Origin of the sequence: Flavobacterium nackdongense (genome assembly GCF_004355225.1) — a bacterium.
Taxonomy (GTDB): Bacteria; Bacteroidota; Bacteroidia; order Flavobacteriales; family Flavobacteriaceae; genus Flavobacterium; species Flavobacterium nackdongense.
Map to the genome: position 1 here is coordinate 1,416,465 of NZ_CP037933.1, position 16,862 is coordinate 1,433,326.

Annotated in this window: 14 protein-coding genes; 5 read left to right on the plus strand and 9 right to left on the minus strand. The window is 35.9% G+C overall.

Annotation, left to right across the window (positions count from 1 at the left end; translation table 11 throughout):
- The first annotated feature begins 1 nt into the window (after nt 1).
- Nucleotides 2-1,171, plus strand: a complete 1,170-nt coding sequence (gene uxuA, locus E1750_RS05770) for a mannonate dehydratase (protein ID WP_133275863.1) — start codon at nt 2-4, stop codon at nt 1,169-1,171.
- 78 nt (nt 1,172-1,249) lie between these two features.
- Here uxuA and E1750_RS05775 read toward each other — a convergent pair whose 3' ends face one another.
- The gene (locus tag E1750_RS05775; protein WP_133275864.1) at nt 1,250-2,143 is read right to left on the minus strand and encodes a Fic family protein; all 894 of its coding nucleotides are present in this window, start codon (nt 2,141-2,143) and stop codon (nt 1,250-1,252) included.
- A gap of 240 nt (nt 2,144-2,383) precedes the next feature.
- Between E1750_RS05775 and lysA the strand changes: the two genes are divergently transcribed.
- From lysA to E1750_RS05790, 3 genes are all read left to right on the plus strand, one after another.
- Nucleotides 2,384-3,604: a diaminopimelate decarboxylase gene (lysA, locus tag E1750_RS05780; RefSeq protein WP_133275865.1), complete on the plus strand. Its 1,221-nt coding sequence runs from the start codon at nt 2,384-2,386 to the stop codon at nt 3,602-3,604.
- A 267-nt stretch (nt 3,605-3,871) separates the two neighbouring features.
- Nucleotides 3,872-4,600 (plus strand): hypothetical protein, encoded by a 729-nt coding sequence (locus E1750_RS05785; RefSeq protein WP_133275866.1) that lies wholly within the window; start codon nt 3,872-3,874, stop codon nt 4,598-4,600.
- Between the two features lie 168 nt (nt 4,601-4,768).
- Nucleotides 4,769-4,987, plus strand: a complete 219-nt coding sequence (locus tag E1750_RS05790) for a hypothetical protein (RefSeq protein ID WP_133275867.1) — start codon at nt 4,769-4,771, stop codon at nt 4,985-4,987.
- A gap of 457 nt (nt 4,988-5,444) precedes the next feature.
- On the opposite strand, the gene pafA is transcribed toward E1750_RS05790, so the two are convergent.
- The 5 genes from pafA to mnmA form a co-directional block, all read right to left on the minus strand.
- Nucleotides 5,445-7,070 (minus strand): alkaline phosphatase PafA, encoded by a 1,626-nt coding sequence (gene pafA, locus E1750_RS05800; protein ID WP_133275868.1) that lies wholly within the window; start codon nt 7,068-7,070, stop codon nt 5,445-5,447.
- 196 nt (nt 7,071-7,266) lie between these two features.
- A complete protein-coding gene (locus E1750_RS05805; RefSeq protein WP_133275869.1) occupies nt 7,267-7,680 on the minus strand; it encodes a hypothetical protein in 414 nt (137 codons plus the stop codon).
- A gap of 43 nt (nt 7,681-7,723) precedes the next feature.
- Nucleotides 7,724-8,668 (minus strand): NAD(P)H-dependent flavin oxidoreductase, encoded by a 945-nt coding sequence (locus E1750_RS05810; RefSeq protein ID WP_133275870.1) that lies wholly within the window; start codon nt 8,666-8,668, stop codon nt 7,724-7,726.
- Between the two features lie 12 nt (nt 8,669-8,680).
- Nucleotides 8,681-10,324, minus strand: a complete 1,644-nt coding sequence (locus tag E1750_RS05815; protein WP_133275871.1) for a S8 family peptidase — start codon at nt 10,322-10,324, stop codon at nt 8,681-8,683.
- 25 nt (nt 10,325-10,349) lie between these two features.
- The gene (gene mnmA, locus E1750_RS05820; RefSeq protein WP_133275872.1) at nt 10,350-11,537 is read right to left on the minus strand and encodes a tRNA 2-thiouridine(34) synthase MnmA; all 1,188 of its coding nucleotides are present in this window, start codon (nt 11,535-11,537) and stop codon (nt 10,350-10,352) included.
- Nucleotides 11,538-12,528: 991 nt separating this feature from the next.
- Between mnmA and E1750_RS05825 the strand changes: the two genes are divergently transcribed.
- Nucleotides 12,529-13,566: an outer membrane beta-barrel protein gene (locus tag E1750_RS05825; RefSeq protein ID WP_133275873.1), complete on the plus strand. Its 1,038-nt coding sequence runs from the start codon at nt 12,529-12,531 to the stop codon at nt 13,564-13,566.
- A 469-nt stretch (nt 13,567-14,035) separates the two neighbouring features.
- On the opposite strand, the gene E1750_RS05830 is transcribed toward E1750_RS05825, so the two are convergent.
- From E1750_RS05830 to rimO, 3 genes are read right to left on the minus strand one after another with little or no spacing between them, the layout of a single operon-like run.
- A complete protein-coding gene (locus E1750_RS05830) occupies nt 14,036-14,950 on the minus strand; it encodes an N-acetylmuramoyl-L-alanine amidase (protein WP_133275874.1) in 915 nt (304 codons plus the stop codon).
- Between the two features lie 33 nt (nt 14,951-14,983).
- A complete protein-coding gene (locus E1750_RS05835; protein WP_133275875.1) occupies nt 14,984-15,454 on the minus strand; it encodes a hypothetical protein in 471 nt (156 codons plus the stop codon).
- A gap of 28 nt (nt 15,455-15,482) precedes the next feature.
- A complete protein-coding gene (rimO, locus tag E1750_RS05840; protein WP_133275876.1) occupies nt 15,483-16,784 on the minus strand; it encodes a 30S ribosomal protein S12 methylthiotransferase RimO in 1,302 nt (433 codons plus the stop codon).
- Nucleotides 16,785-16,862: the final 78 nt, after the last annotated feature.

The following is a 16,862-nucleotide window of genomic DNA, read 5'->3' on the forward strand; positions in this document are numbered from 1 at the left end:
TATGGAAAAAACATGGAGATGGTTTGGCAAAAAGGATAAAATAGCGTTATCCATGCTTCGCGAAATTGGGGTTGAAGGTATCGTTTCGGCCTTACACGATATTCCTAATGGGGAAATTTGGACTGAAGAAGCTATTCTGGATTTGAAACATTATATCGAAGATGCAGGTTTGCGTTGGTCGGTTGTCGAAAGTCTTCCGGTGAGTGAAGGGATCAAAAACAATGCGTCCAATAGAGATCAACTTATTGACAACTATATTGTAAGTCTCGAAAACCTTGGAAAATCTGGTTTGAAAACCATTTGTTATAATTTTATGCCCGTGATCGATTGGATTCGAACGGATTTAGATTATAAATTGGAAGACGGTACTTCGACTTTGTATTTCGATAAAATCAAATTTGCTTATTTTGATATTTTAATTCTGAATCGTAAAGAAGCAGATAAGGATTATACAAGCGATGAACTGGCCAAAGTTTACGAATTAGACAAAACCATTACCGAAGCCGAAAAAGCACAATTGATCGATACTATTATTGTAAAAACCCAAGGATTTATTAACGGAAACATCAAAGCTGGCGATCAAAATCCGGTGGCGATTTTCAACAGATTGCTTGCGGTATATGACAATATTGATAAAAATGAATTGCGTGAAAATTTGCGATATTTTCTAAATCGCATTATGCCAGTTTGCGAACAATACGGTATCAATATGTGTATTCATCCGGACGATCCACCGTTTCAAATGCTAGGTTTGCCAAGAATAGTTACGAATGAGGAAGACATTCAATGGATTTTGGATTCGGTTGATAATCCTCATAACGGATTGACTTTTTGCGCAGGTTCGTTGAGTACTGGAATTCAAAATAATGTTCCAGACTTGGCACGAAAATTTGCTTCACGAACCCATTTTGTACATTTAAGAAGCACCGAAGCTTTAGAAGGAGGTAATTTTATGGAAGCTTCTCATCTCGAAGGGCGTGGTCATTTGATTGAATTAGTAAAAATATTTGAAGCCGAAAATACAAAATTACCTATGCGTGTCGATCACGGTCGAATGATGTTGGGGGACGAAGACAAAGGGTATAATCCCGGTTATTCTTTTCACGGCCGAATGTTTGCTTTAGCGCAAATGGATGGTGTAATTGCGACTGTTCAGCATTTGAAAAATTAGAACATCCCCGAACGGCGGAGTGTTATTAAGTAAAGTTGCAGCATTACAAAATACTCAAAAAAAACAAACTATCTGTACTCATTTAAAATCGATCTCAAAATAATTCAAAATAGTTTTGTAATGGTCTTGGGCTGAAAGACAAGTGTCCAATAGATATTCTTTTATAGTATCCCATTGTTGCAAACCGCGATAGTAGTATAATTTCAATTCATCATCAATAATAAATGGAACAATTGTATTAGCAAGACATTCCTTGAAGAGTATTAATCTTCCTACGCGACCATTGCCATCTTGAAAAGGATGAATAACTTCAAATTTCTGATGGAAATCAATGATATCTTCAAAAGTTTTTTGGTCTTTTTTGTGATAATTCAAGAGCAATTCCTTCATTTTTTCCGCAACGTCTTTGGGAGGGCAAGTTGCATTGCCGCCAACTTCGTTCGGATATTTCTTGTAGTTACCAACATTAAACCAATCTTTTCGGCTGTCTGAGGTTCCTGATTTCAACAAAAAGTGCAATTCCTTGATGAGTGATTCCGTCAATTTAGATTTTGCTTTTTCAATAATCAAATCAATACAACGAAAATGATTGTTGGTTTCGATAATATCATCGACGGAAATACTTTGGTCAGAAATGCCTATGGTGTTGGTTTCGAATATAAAGCGCGTTTGTTCTTGAGTAAGTTTACTGCCTTCTATGCGGTTCGAGTTATAGGTCAAATCAATTTGAGTACGATGGTAAATCCCCCCTTTCAGCTTCATATCTTTTTGTTCTTTGAGTTGATTGAGAAGGTTATTATTGCTGAATTTTTTTGGAGTTCCTTTTTCAGGTAAACCAGCATCTTCGGGAATATTCCAAGTTTTACCCGTCAAAAAAGAGCCTTTTATTTTTCCCTTAGCACAATGGTTTCTAACTGTTCTTTCTGGAACATTCCATTTTTTGGCAAAATCTCGTACTGAAATATAATTCATACTTTTTAAATTTGCCTGTATCGGCAAAAATTAATTAAATAATACTTCAAATATATCTATTATTGCCGATACAGGCAAAACTATGGATTTATTTTTTAAATTTCTCTAAAAATAGGACTGTAAAACGCAAATAACAACATCAAATGTTCTATTTAAAACATTTTGTTATATTTTGTTTCATTTTATTAATTACTTGTATGAATCAATAAAGAGTAATAAATTTGCCAAAAAATAATACCAATGCAAGCAAAAGATTTAGCACAATTAGCAGAACAATTCGGAAGTCCATTATATGTATATGATGCGGCTAAAATCCAATCACAATACCAAAGATTAACAAAAGCTTTTTCGAAGGTTGAAAAATTGCGTATCAATTATGCAATGAAAGCTTTATCCAACGTTGCTATTTTAGAATTATTGAGAGAGATGGGATCTTGTTTAGATGCCGTTTCCATACAAGAAGTACAATTAGGGCTTCACGCAGGCTATTCTCCTGACCAAATATTTTTTACACCAAATGGGGTTTCTTTAGAAGAAATCGAAGAAGTGGCGGAAATGGGCGTTCAAATCAATATAGACAACTTATCTATTTTGGAGCAATTTGGAACAAAATACCCAAATGTTCCGGTTTGTATTCGCATCAATCCGCACGTAATGGCGGGTGGTAACACCAATATTTCTGTGGGGCATATCGATAGTAAATTTGGAATATCCATTCACCAATTGCCTCATTTGTTGCGTATTGTTGAAAATACCAAAATGCACATCGTGGGAATCCACATGCACACGGGTTCTGATATTTTGGATATTGAAGTATTTTTATATGCTGCAGAAATCTTATTCGATGTTGCCAAAAATTTCAAAGAATTGGAATTCCTTGACTTCGGAAGCGGATTTAAAGTACCTTACAAAAAAGACGATATCGAAACCGACATAGAAGAATTAGGAAAAAAATTATCCAAAAGATTCAATTCGTTCTGTGCCGAATACGGAAAAGACTTAACCTTAATATTCGAACCTGGCAAATTTTTAGTGAGCGAAGCGGGTTATTTCTTAGCCAAAGTAAATGTGGTAAAACAAACTACCTCAACTGTATTTGCTGGAATTGACAGCGGTTTCAATCATTTGATACGACCAATGTTTTACGGTTCGCAACATCATATCGAAAACATTTCGAACCCAAAAGGAAAAGAACGTTTCTACTCCGTTGTAGGTTATATTTGTGAAACCGATACTTTTGCCAACAACCGTAGAATAGCCGAAATCAACGAAGGTGACATTTTAAGTTTTAGAAATGCAGGTGCGTATTGCTTCTCGATGTCATCCAATTACAATTCGAGATACAAACCAGCCGAAGTTGTATGGCTTAATGGTCAAGGCCACTTAATTAGAGCTCGAGAAACTTTCGAAGATTTACTCAAAAATCAAATTTCATTGCCAGTCGAAACGGCAGTAGTATAATAATTATAGCATCCCATTTCATAAAACGAAATGGGATTTTTTTTTGTAAAAATTTGACTGACTGGACACCTTTTTAAAAAGTTGTCTAAACTAAAAACGAAATGGAATTATTTTTTGATCTAAATTTTCATCTCTATATTAGTGATAAATGCTATCAATTAGCGGCTTTTCAAGCTAGTTATTAATTCATTGCATAAACTGAGATATATCATATTTATTCGAAAATAAATTATCTAATTTTGCTCCCATAATCAAATCACAAAAAAGATGAAAAAAATACTATTTTGGGGCATCTCAAGCGTACTGACAGTTGCGATGTTTGTTCAATGCAAACCCAATAACGAAAAAACCGAAGCTGCGCCGACGGAAGAATCTGTGATGGAAGAATTAAATACACACCAAATCACAATAAAAGAAGTCCTGCAAGCCAATGCATATACCTATCTTTTAGTCACAGAAGCTGAAAAAGACTATTGGATTGCCATTCCAAAAACAGAGGTAAAAGTCGGAAAAACCTACACTTATGAAGGTGGTATGGAGATGAAAAAATTTGAAAGCAAAGATTTGAAAAGAACGTTCGATTCTGTATTATTTGTCGAAGGAATAATAGATCCAAATCCTCCCGCTGCCACCGAAACGACTGCCAGCGCCGCTCCTAAGGCGGTTTCATCCAAGGAACTATCCAAAGGAATCACATTGGCAAAAGGTGGAATTTCAGTATTCGATTTATATTTCAATAGAGATAAATTGGCTGGAAAAACAGTGATTTTAACTGGGAAAGTAGTAAAATTTATGCCTGAAATAATGAAGAAAAACTGGGTACATTTACAAGATGGATCTAATTTTAACGGATTTAATGACATTACTATTACCACTTTAGAAAAGGTAAAAGTGGACGACATTGTTTCGTTTAAAGGCAAAGTAATTTTGAATAAAGATCTTGGCTCTGGCTATAAATATGATGTTCTTATTGAAGACGCAGTACTTGTAAAATAAGTAAAACTTCAGTTTTTATAAAAAAGGAATCCCATTTCAATAAAAAATGAAATGGGATTTTTTTCAAGCTAAAACGTAGTGGATTTGTTTCACAAATAAAGAATTATTTCGAAACAACAAATAAAAAAACTATAAAAACTGTATCTTTGAAACTATAAATAAAGTATTATGAATGTACAACTGACAAAAATGGAACTGATAGAAATGCTTTTAAACACAAGAAAAGAAGCAATTTTAGAAAAAGTTAGAGCGGTTTTAGAAGAAGATCAAGACCAACTTACAGCAGAAGATTACAAAATAATTGATGACCGTAGAAAAAGACATTTAAACAGTGAAAGCAAATCATTTTCTTGGAAAGAAGCAAAAGAAAGCATTCTGAAATCATAAGAAAATGAAGTATTCTTTAGAAATCAAAGAAGAAGCTGTCCTCGACATAAACGAAGCATATTTATACTATGAAGAACAAAAGATAGGCTTAGGAAATCGCTTTTTAGAAACTTTGGTAAGTTAATTAGAACGAGTTCAAAAATATCCTGAACATTATCAAATCAAAAGAACACCGTATAGAGAAGCTTTTATAAAAAACTTTCCATATATAATTATTTTTGAAATTGAAGGAAATAACATAATTGTATATGCTGTTTTCAATACGTGGCGAAATCCTAACAAAAAACCAATAAAACGCGATTAAGACACACTATCCTAAATAGTGTTAAGTTCATAAATAAAATGTTCTTTCTTCTAAATTGCACTAATATAATCGGTCTGTAATCCCAATTCAATGAAAAATAAAATGGAATTTTTCAGTTTTACAGATTTGACAACTTTTAAAAAGTTGTCAAATCTATGGCGACAATTTCTCCCCCAAAACTTCCGTCAAAACCTTGCCTTCTGTGCCGTTTGGCATTTCAAGTTTAAGTTTTAGGGCTAGGGTTGGCGCAATTTGAGTAATTTCTTTTTTATCGAAACTTTCACCGGGTTTTATTTTCCAACCGTAAAAAAGTAAAGGGGCGTGCGTATCATAAGCATAAGGTGTTCCGTGAGAAGTTCCTGTAGCTCCATATTCAATATAGCCCGGTTTGTCTAAAACCACTAGATCTCCATTTTGAGTAACATCATAACCTTTGGCAATAAAATTCAAGAAATAATCATTCCCCGTCGAAGCCAAAATTTCTTCCTCAGTATACACTCGTTTTATTTGCTCCTGAGTCATCAAATAATTCTTAAATGTTTGTTTCACTTTGGACAATTCTAACCCTTTCGATTGGATTAAATCTTTGTTGAAATAGATATTAAAATTCGAATATTCCACTACGAGATTTTCACCGAAAGTTGCTGTCGAAAACTCTTTAATCCCTTTTGCAATATCTTTTCCTGGAATATTTTTGACATTGTATTTCAAGTCTTTCAAATGACTAGCATTTTCAGCACAAGCGTGATCGGCCGTTAAAAAAAGTAAATAATTATCCTTCCCAACCGTTTTGTCTAAATAATCCAAGAAATCGGCGATAGTAAGATCCAATCTTAAATACGTATCCTGTAACTCCATCGACCTTGGACCTAAAATATGTCCCACATAATCTGTCGATGAGAAACTAACCGTCAAGAAATCAGTGACATTGTCTTTTCCTAATGCTTCTTTTTCAATCGCTTTTTTGGCGAAATCAGCCAATAAGTTATTTCCAAAAGGAGTCGAACGCATTACTTCGGCACCATGCTTATCGTACATTTCTTTTAGATTGTACGGAAAAACAGGTTTGTCACAATTGTATAATTTACCCTCATACGGATTGTCATCAGGCAAACTTTCGTTATAATCTGCCGCGGGTTTCAACAAACTCCAACCCGAGTTGATATACGGCATATAATTTTTTTCGTTATTGAATTCCGTTACCCAATCCGGCAATGCGGCACCATAGAACGTACTCGAAATAAAAGCGCCTGTTCCACTATACCAAAAAGCCCAATTCGCAAAATGTCCAGCGGGTAAAATAGCGCCACGATCTTTCAAACTCATCCCGATTACTTTTCCTTTGAAGTTGGTTCCCAATCGCAATTCGTCAGTAATGGTAGTGCTTAACAGATTTTTTGGAGACATTGCTCCTTCTTTTTCTGTGCCGTTTCCAACCGTTTTTACGGCATCATCATCGGTGCAATACATTGTTTTTCCCAACTTTCTGCTAAACCACTCATTCCCTACAATACCATTGACCGAAGGCGTGGTACCTGTATAAATTGAAGAATGCCCTGGAGCGGTATAAGTAGGCATATAATTGAAGTTGGCGTTATGGAAAACAAATCCTTTATCCATCAAACGCTTGAAGCCATTGCTAGAAAAATCATCTGAAAAACGATATAAATATTCCATTTTCATCTGATCGACTACAATTCCAACCACTAATTTTGGTCGTTGTTGTGCTTGGAGATTTGAAATTAAAACAAAGAACAATAACAAAAATAACTTTTTCATATGTGTAAATTTTGATTTTTCAGCGGTCACATATGTTATCGCCTTTTTCCTCATTGGTGTTTGCTCACGCAAACTTTTTGTTGATGGCGATTTCATAGAGGTAAATTTTAATCGCACAAAAATACGGATTCGCATGGTGTAAAATCGAATATGCTAGATTTTTTTGAATGAAATTAATATAATCTTAACTCAACCGTTACTTGTAATTGAAGATATTGTAGAGAATAATTCTATCGTCGTAATTAATATAAAGTTGTTTTCGATTGTCTTGTTTTTTTCTTGTAATTATCGAAAGCGTGCAATTTTCACCATTATTGTCTTTGCAAGTAAAACTATAAACACTGTCAGATTCGCTTTCTTCCAAGGGAATATAATCAATGATTTCGAAGAGTTGAATAATCTCGGAATAGACTACGATTCGGTTTTTATCGGTATCTAATTTGACTAAAATATTGACCAAGCCCAAATCAGACCATTTGCCCCAATTCCCTTTTTGGTCCTTTTCTAAAACACTAAAACCCGAGGTTTTGAAAGTATAGGATTGACAATATGATTTTTGGAATCCGAAAGCTATGCATGCCAGAACTATAATTAGTTTTATTTTAGTCATTTTTTATAAAATTGTAGGTTTTCAAAAGTACTAAAATTTGGTGTTAGAAATGGAACTTCTCGTCTTCTTTTCTAGCCAAATTATAATCGGCAATCATTTCCTTAACTATTTCTGCTGCGGGCTGTATGGTATGAATTAATCCTGCAATTTGGCCAATTTCGAGTTCGCCTTCGTTTAAATCACCTTCAAACATGCCTCGTTTGGCTCTTGCTCTGCCTAACAATGCTGATAATTCATCTTTCGTTGGGCATTTTGCGTACAAATCCTGAACGTCTTGGTAAAATTTGTTTTTGATTAATCGAACGGGTGCCAATTCTTTCAAGGTCACTTGCGTCCCACCTTCATTAGTTTCCAAAATTTTATTTTTGAAATTTTCGTGTGCCGAAGATTCCACTGAAGCAGCAAAACGACTTCCTACTTGCACCCCATCAGCGCCAAGAATCATGGCAGCAAGCATTCCGCGACCGTTTGCAATTCCACCCGCCGCAATAAGTGGAATCTTGATTTTTTCTTTTACCATCGGTATCAAAGTAAAAGTAGTGTTTTCTTCTCGCCCGTTGTGTCCGCCGGCTTCAAATCCTTCGGCAACAACAGCATCGACACCAGCATCTTGCGCTTTCAAAGCAAACACCGAACTGCTTACAACGTGAACTACGATGATTCCCTTTTCCTTCAAGAATGAGGTCCAAGTTTTAGGATTTCCTGCTGATGTAAAAACAATTTTCACGCCTTCTTCAACAATAATATCGATGATTTCTTGGATATTGGGATACAACATCGGGACGTTTACGCCAAAAGGTTTATCGGTTGCTTTTTTGCATTTTTGAATGTGTTCGCGCAAAACTTCGGGATACATCGAACCCGCGCCTATCAATCCCAAACCTCCAGCGCTACTGACTGCACTGGCCAATTTGTACCCCGAATTCCAAATCATTCCGCCTTGAATAATCGGATATTTTATTTTGAAAAGCTGGGTAATTTTATTCATTGAGGTATCGAATTACTGTTTGATAATTTTTCCGCTTTTAGAAAAATCTTTCGATTCAATTTTATAGAAATAGGTTCCATTATTCAAGGATTTCAGCGAAATAGTAGACGATTGGTTGGTAATATTTTTCTCTAAAACTTTTTGACCCAAAATAGTATAAATAGCGATGGTCTTGCTACCCGAATCATTGGGCAAAGAGACAGAAATTGAGTCAAAGGTTGGATTTGGATACACCACAAAATCAGTTTTCGAAAAATCATTTACTGACAATCCATTGGCCAAAGCCAAATTGAAATCAGGAATTCCAAAACCGAACTGAGTTCTGGATTTTATTGCTGGATCGGTAAAATTATCCGAGGATTGAACTAAAAGTTCTTTGATTTGCTTTGCCGTTTTGGTCGGTAAAGCTTGCCACAAACAAGCCAACATACCTGAAGTGATGGGGCACGAAAAGGATGTTCCATTTGCCGTACCTATATTTCCTTGTATGTCTGACACTACCACCGTTTGCCCTTGAGCCATCACATCGGGTTTTACTCGATTGTCGTAACTTGGACCAATGGAGCTGAATAAGGCGTAGCTTTCATCTGATTTTACTGCTCCAACCGCGATTACATTTTTGGCTTCGGCAGGAATTCCAACGTGTTTTTCGACTTGCTGTCCCTCATTACCCGCACTTGCTACCACAACAATTCCTTTATCAAACGCAACATTAGCTCCTTGTGATGCAAAAGCAAAATTCCCTGTCATATCAGCGTAGGTGTGACTATAGTTGGGATTATCATAACCAAAATAACCTAAGGACGAGGTGATAATATCTGCCCCTACTCTATCTGCTTCTTCGGCAGCTTCAACCCAATTGGATTCTTCCACAGGATTTTCAGAATAGGGAAATGCAGAAACGGCATCTTCTGTGATAAACAAATAGTACTTTGCATCTGGCGCGGTTCCAATTAATTGTCCATCGACATAACCTCCCATCGTAGACAAAACGGAGGTCCCATGATAGTTTCCAGAAAAATAATTCGTGCTTTTGTTCACATAATCGTATCCCCCAAGAATCTGATTGTTATCTCTTAATCTTTTAAATGATGTTGCCAAATCTACCCCAGGAAAACCGGAATCCAAAACCGCAATAATTTTACCCGAACCAGTATAATTCAATTGATGCAGTAAATGTCCGTTGAGCATTTGAATTTGATTTGCCGAGTTGCCATAATTATAAGTAATGGCAGTTTCCTTTGTTTTATTGGTAGCTTTTGATTTTACTTTTGCCGCAATTTTATTAGACGAACCATTCAAAGCCTTATCAGCAAAGTCAATGTTAAGCACAAAAGGCAAGGATTTTAATGCTTTGATATCGGCTATCGAACCACGAACGTGGACGCAATTCAACCATTTTGACTTAGCTTTGACCGCAATTCCCACTGAATTACTGATCTCGTCGATATAGGATTGATGAATGGGCGCATCTTTCAAATCCAAGACAATTCCTTGCACGGTTCTTCGGTCTAATGCCCGTTGCGAAAGTTCAGAAAGCGGGTTGCTAAAAAAAGTGGCCGAATTGGGTTTGTCCTTAAAATAAACCCAAGCCTCTTCTTGTGAAAAGCCAACAAGACTAAAAACCAAAAACAGGAAAACAATTACTTTTCTCATATCTATTTTGAATTAAAATACGAATCTATGAAATTACTCCCGAACCAACTAATTCATCGTCTAAATACCAAGCGACGAATTGCCCTTCGGTGATGGCGGATTGAGGTTCGTCGAAAGACACATACATCCCTTTTTCGAATTGATGTAAAGTCGCTTTTTGCAGCGGTTGACGGTAGCGAATACGTGCCATTACCTCCATTTTTTCGCCATTGGCCATAGCCAAATCAGTACGAATCCAATGGACTTCCGATTTTTCGATGAACAATGCTTTTCGGAACAAACCCGGATGCTGACTCGTTAAACCTGTATAAATCGAATTGGTTTCGACATTGGTAGCAATGATAAATAAAGGATCGGTGGTTCCACCAACGTTGAGCCCTTTTCGCTGTCCGATAGTAAAATAATGTGCCCCTTGATGTTTGCCGACAACTTTCCCCATTGAAGGAGTATACTCAATTTTTTGAGCCTCGAAAGCTAGGACTTCTTCCGCTGAAAGGCTAGCTGCCATTTCTAAATTATATACTGGATTATCGGCACCAATTTGATAAATCAAGCCCTCTTTGGGTTGTAATTTTTGTTGCAAAAACTCAGGCAATCTTACTTTACCGATGAAGCACAAACCTTGAGAATCTCTTTTTTCGGCGGTAACCAAATCTAATTCTAATGCGATTTCACGTACTTGGGGTTTGGTTAACTCACCAATAGGAAACAAAGATTTCGCCAATTGTTCTTGCGATAATTGACATAGAAAATAGGATTGATCTTTATTAGGATCGACTCCCGCCAAAAGTTGATAGACTTTCTCGCCCTTGACTTCGATTTCCCCTTTTCGACAATAATGGCCTGTTGCCACAAAATCGGCACCAAGACTCAAAGCGATTTTCATAAAAACATCGAATTTTATTTCGCGGTTGCACAATACATCAGGGTTTGGAGTTCGCCCTTTTTCGTATTCGTTAAACATGTAGTCCACGATTTTTTCTTTGTATTCTTCGCTCAAATCCACGGTTTGGAAAGGAATACCCAATTTTTCGGCAACCAATAAAGCATCGTTGCTGTCTTCAAGCCAAGGACATTCGTTAGAAATCGTAACGGAATCATCGTGCCAATTTTTCATAAAAAGACCGATGACTTCATAGCCTTGCTGCTGCAATAAATAGGCCGCAACACTTGAATCAACACCACCCGAAAGCCCAACTACTACACGTTTCATTTTGAAATAATTATAATTTAATAAGGGCGCAAAGTTACAAAGATTTTCGAAAGGATTTATTTATTGTGCATTCATTACCATTTTGGTTCGAGGTAGCCAAGTTTTCGGTAATGAATTTGAAATTCAGCATATCAAGATAAAAAAATTCTATTCTCGAACAGCGCAATTTTCGTGAGCACACCTTAAAAAAATTCTATTTACGCAGTTTTTCAAATAAAAACTGCTTCTTTTCGGCATCTGCCTCTCGGAGATTCTTTTTTTCACCGGTATGTCGCCCTACACATACTTTTTGCGGATAGCTAAATTTAAAACCAATGAAAAAAATTTAACATAATTGATTGTTTTTGAACTCAAATTAACCGCTCTAAAAATACATTTATTTACAGGAAAATCAAATAGTTGCTCACCATCATTTTTGCTTTGTATGCAACTTCAAACTTGGACCAGCTTATCTTCAAATAACAGCGATAGGATTTTGTCACTTATTTACTTTACAAGCCAGCTTATAATGAAAAATTTTGTGTTTCAAATCATGATTTTTAACAATTTTCGATTAGATTTAATAATTTGCCCTGTTTGATAAAATTATAGTAATAGCGATACTTTTTTAGGGGCTATGCTAATAAAAAGTGATAAAACAACAATGATTTAATCCTTTTTGTCTCCATATTTTATAAAATACCCTACAAAAAGAAGGGTTTAAAAAAAAATATAAATAGTAATATCATAAAAAAAAATAATTTAAATAAGGATATACTATTTTTTAACAAGCAATTTTTGGTTATTGATAATTCTTTCTGCAATACGTAAAAAAAACTTTTCTTTATTGTTGTAGCTAGACAAAAGTTGATAGATTTGCCTCAGAAATAAGACCTATTTCGGCTTAAATTTTGACCTATAAAACAGCGATTTTTACAGTTTTTTGAAGATCCATTTTGTAGTAAAAATTAAACTAAATCAAAACTAAATTAATAACTAAACTAGAACAAGAATGAAAAAATTAACTTTTATTTTAGCAGCAGCACTAACAAGTATGGCATCATTTGCACAAGATGCTACAGAAGCACCAAAATCTACTCCATTAGAAATTTCCGGCTCAGGTGATTTGTATTACAAATACGATTTTTCAAAAACTCCGAACATTCTAACGAGTTTTGGGACTGATCAAAATTCAGTTTCGCTAGGTATGCTTGATATTGCATTGAAAAAATCAGTAGGGAAAGCATCGTTTGTCGGTGAAGTATCTTTTGGACCAAGAGGTCAATATCAATCTATTCCGAATGGGGATGGCGTGGATATGAACTCATTCCACATTCAAAACTTATACGCTACGTATGCATTTACCGAAAAATTTAGTATGACTGCTGGTTATATGGGAACATTTATCGGTTATGAGGTGATTTCGCCAGTAGGAAACTTTCATTACTCAACCTCTTATATGTTTACCAATGGACCATTCCAAAATGCAGGTATTAAAGCCAACTATAAAATATCAGACAAATTCGGTGCAATGTTAGGTTTGTTTAATGATACTTGGAACACCTACAAAGCCAATCCAACTAAAGGTCTGAACGCTATTGGAGGACAATTGTCTTATGCAAGTGGTCCAGTAAGCGCTTATCTTAACTTTATGGATGGTTCTGTTAGCGGAACTATTTTTGACCTAACAGCTACTTTCCAACTTTCAGAAAAATTCAAATTAGGATTAAATGCTGCTGATTTTTCAAACACAGGTGATCAAGGTTACACAGGTGTAGCATTGTACCCTTCGTATGCGCTTACTAGTGCTTTTAGCTTAGGATTGCGTGCTGAATACTTTAGTGTGAAAGAAGGTTCAGTGTTAACAGGTATTAGTGGAGATGAGTCTGTAACCGCTTTTACTTTATCTGGTAACTATAAAGTTGGTGGTTTTGCAATTATTCCTGAGCTAAGACTGGACAGCGCTTCAGAAGATGCGTTTGTAGATTCTGATATGGCTCCTTGTAATTCTGCTTCTCAATTTCTATTAGCAGTTGTTTACGGGTTCTAATATTTAAAAACATTATTTTTTTTTACTGCCAAAATGCTTTTTTCAAGTGTTTTGGCAGTTTTTTTTGAGCTACAGTAAAGCAACTCATAAGAAACACTCGTTGATCATACTGCTTTGAAGCTATATAAACCCGAGTTGCAGCAATCTTAACTTGTCAGACCTGCTGAACAGCAAACGGAGTTAGCTCAGTGTAAATAATTTGAAGTCGGAATCTGCCTTAGAAATCTAAGTTATACCAAACAAAATTATATTTTAACCCAATCGAATGGGTTTGCTTGCCAGACTGTAAAGGGTCCTGACTCTCGGTAGCAGGGACTACTACGGACTTACAACTAGCCTAGTATTTTGGACTATGTTATAGGCGTTTTTGGCATTAAACTAGCGGCTCTTTTTACTATTGGAATAAAAAAAACAGGCTTCCTCTTTTGAATAAGAAAGCCTGCTTTATATTTTTTAAACAAAAACTAAACTATTGCTTTTTGTAAATATTATAAATAGTATTGAGCGTTATTACATCTAACACATTATCTACATCGGTTTGAATATAATGTAGTTTGAAAGCCGAAATCGCTGAATTAAGATTTTTTGTGTTATACCCAATAATACGCAAGGCTTGTTCGGCATCGAAGTTTTCAGGTGCTGGCTCCAAAACATCATCAGGCCACAAACCAAATCCATTCAGCGCCAGAAGTTTCCAAGGAAATAATTTACTGGGGTCTGTTTTTCGACTTGGTGCAATATCAGAATGACCAATAATATTTTGTGTTGGGATATTGTAATCTTTTTTTAGCTTGGTTAATAATGCCAGCAAACTCGTAATTTGTTTGTCGGAGAACGGTTCAAAACCATTATTGTCTAATTCTATTCCGATAGAAGCGGAGTTAATATCGGTATTTCTCCCCCAAACTGCGCTGCCACCGTGCCAAGCCCTGAGATAATCATTGACCATTTGCACCACTCTACCATCATCGGCAATGACATAGTGTGCACTGACCTGTGGCCTTGTGATGGTAAACGTTTTTATAGTTTGCGCTAGCGAATCTTGAGCCGTATGATGAATAATTATAAAATTTGGCTTTCTCAGGTTGAAATTTACGGTACTAATCCATTCGGTGCTAATACCATTTGGCAAAGCAATTGGACCTTTTATAGACAAGGTATCTTTGTACAGCACCAAGGGATCTACAGTGTTTTCAGAATGTGGTAAAATAGTGGTGCTACTGGTTTGCAATTTAGCAGCTTCCATATTTGAAATGATTTTTTTATAATTTTCCAGCTGTTCTTTGTATGATTTCTCGCTGACTTTGTATGGATTCGATGAACAAGAAACTACAAATATTGTCAAAACGAAATAGAACGATGCTTTAAATAATTGGATTTTCATCTGGATAGTTTTGATTGAGTTTTTTGGCAAAAATTATTTCTTTTTATCTTTTGATTTCGATTTTTTTGGTTTTTTCATATCTTCCTTAAACGTGAGATACTTTTCCTTTTGGTCTTTGTTCAAAAAATCGTTTATTTTTTTATCCGTACTTTCAGAAAGTAATTTATATTCTGTCATTAAGTCTTCCTGTGGCAAATTAAGTTTTGAAATTCTTCCTTGTGCTTTAACACTTTCTACCAAAACATTTGAAATCGCTAGGGCTTGCAGTTCATCCAGACTCAAGGCTGGCTTCATTTCTTCCATATAATTGGCAACAATTTCTTCTGGAGGAGTCTCTTTTGGTTTTTCTGGTTCGCTTCGCTGGCTCATGGCTCCCATTTGGTTCATACCATTTCCTCGTCCACTTCCGTAGCCATTTCCGTAACCATTCCCATATTGTGCGGAAACGCTATGAATTGTACACAAGAAAATCAAAATTGAAAAAATGTTAAATGTTATTTTCATCTTAAGTCTTTTTTTTTAAAATGTAAATTTAAACAGGTTCTGCGAATAAATCAAATTCGGTGGCCTCGATAATTTTTACCATAACAAATTCGCCTGTTTTTACATAATGTTTAGTGGCATCAATCAAGACTTCATTGTCAACATCGGGGCTGTCAAATTCAGTTCTTCCCACAAAATGCCCACCTTCCTTGCGGTCGATAATACAACGGTATGTTTTTCCGATTTTCTCTTGGTTCAAATCCCAAGAAATTTGCGATTGAAGTTCCATAATTTCGTTGGCACGATTTTGTTTCACCTCATCAGGAACATCATCAACCAACTCGTATGCAGTTGTATTTTCCTCGTGGGAATAGGCAAAACAGCCCAAGCGCTCGAACTTCATTTCCTGAACCCAATCTCTCAAAGTTTCGAAATCTTCCTGAGTTTCGCCAGGATAACCCACAATCAAAGTAGTTCTGATCGTCATTCCGGGAACCGCTTTTCGGAAGTCTTGTAATAACTGCGTTGTTTTTTCTTTGGTAGTGCCCCGTTTCATCGATTTCAAAATAGAATCTGAAATGTGTTGCAACGGAATATCAATATAATTGCAGATCTTGGGTTCCCGCTTCATTATTTCCAAAACATCCATCGGAAAACCAGTCGGGAAGGCATAATGCAATCGAATCCATTCTATCCCTTCCACCTTTACCAAGGCTTCCAATAATTCGCCAAGATTTCTCTTTTTATAAATATCTAAACCGTAGTACGTCAAATCCTGCGCAATCAAAATCAATTCTTTCACACCATTTTTAGCCAAACCTTCGGCTTCCTTGACCAATTTTTCTATGGTTTGCGAAACGTGTTTTCCTCTCATTAAAGGAATAGCACAAAAACTGCAGGGTCTGTCACAACCTTCGGCAATTTTCAAATAGGCATAATTTTTTGGAGTCGTTGTCAATCGTTCGCCAAGCAATTCGTGCTTGTAATCCGCTCCCAGCGCTTTGAGCAAACCAGGCAATTCTGTAGTACCAAAAAATTGATCCACATTGGGAATTTCCTTTTCTAAATCAGGCCGGTAACGTTCCGATAAACAGCCAGTAACAAATACTTTATCGACTAGTCCTCGCTCTTTTTTGTCGGCATATTCCAGAATCATATTCACTGATTCGGCCTTTGCATTATCAATAAATCCGCAGGTATTAATCACGACGATATTTCCTTCTTCTTCGTGAACCACATCTTTTCCGCTAGCTTTGAGTTGCCCCATCAGGACTTCGCTATCGTACACATTTTTCGAACACCCAAGAGTGATTACATTGATTTTATTCTTTTTTAAAGACTTGGTTCTCATATTTTTATATTTCCCTTAAATTGGAAGTCGGCAAAATTACGATTTTTATTCTAAGGAGCACAACTCTTTATTTATTAA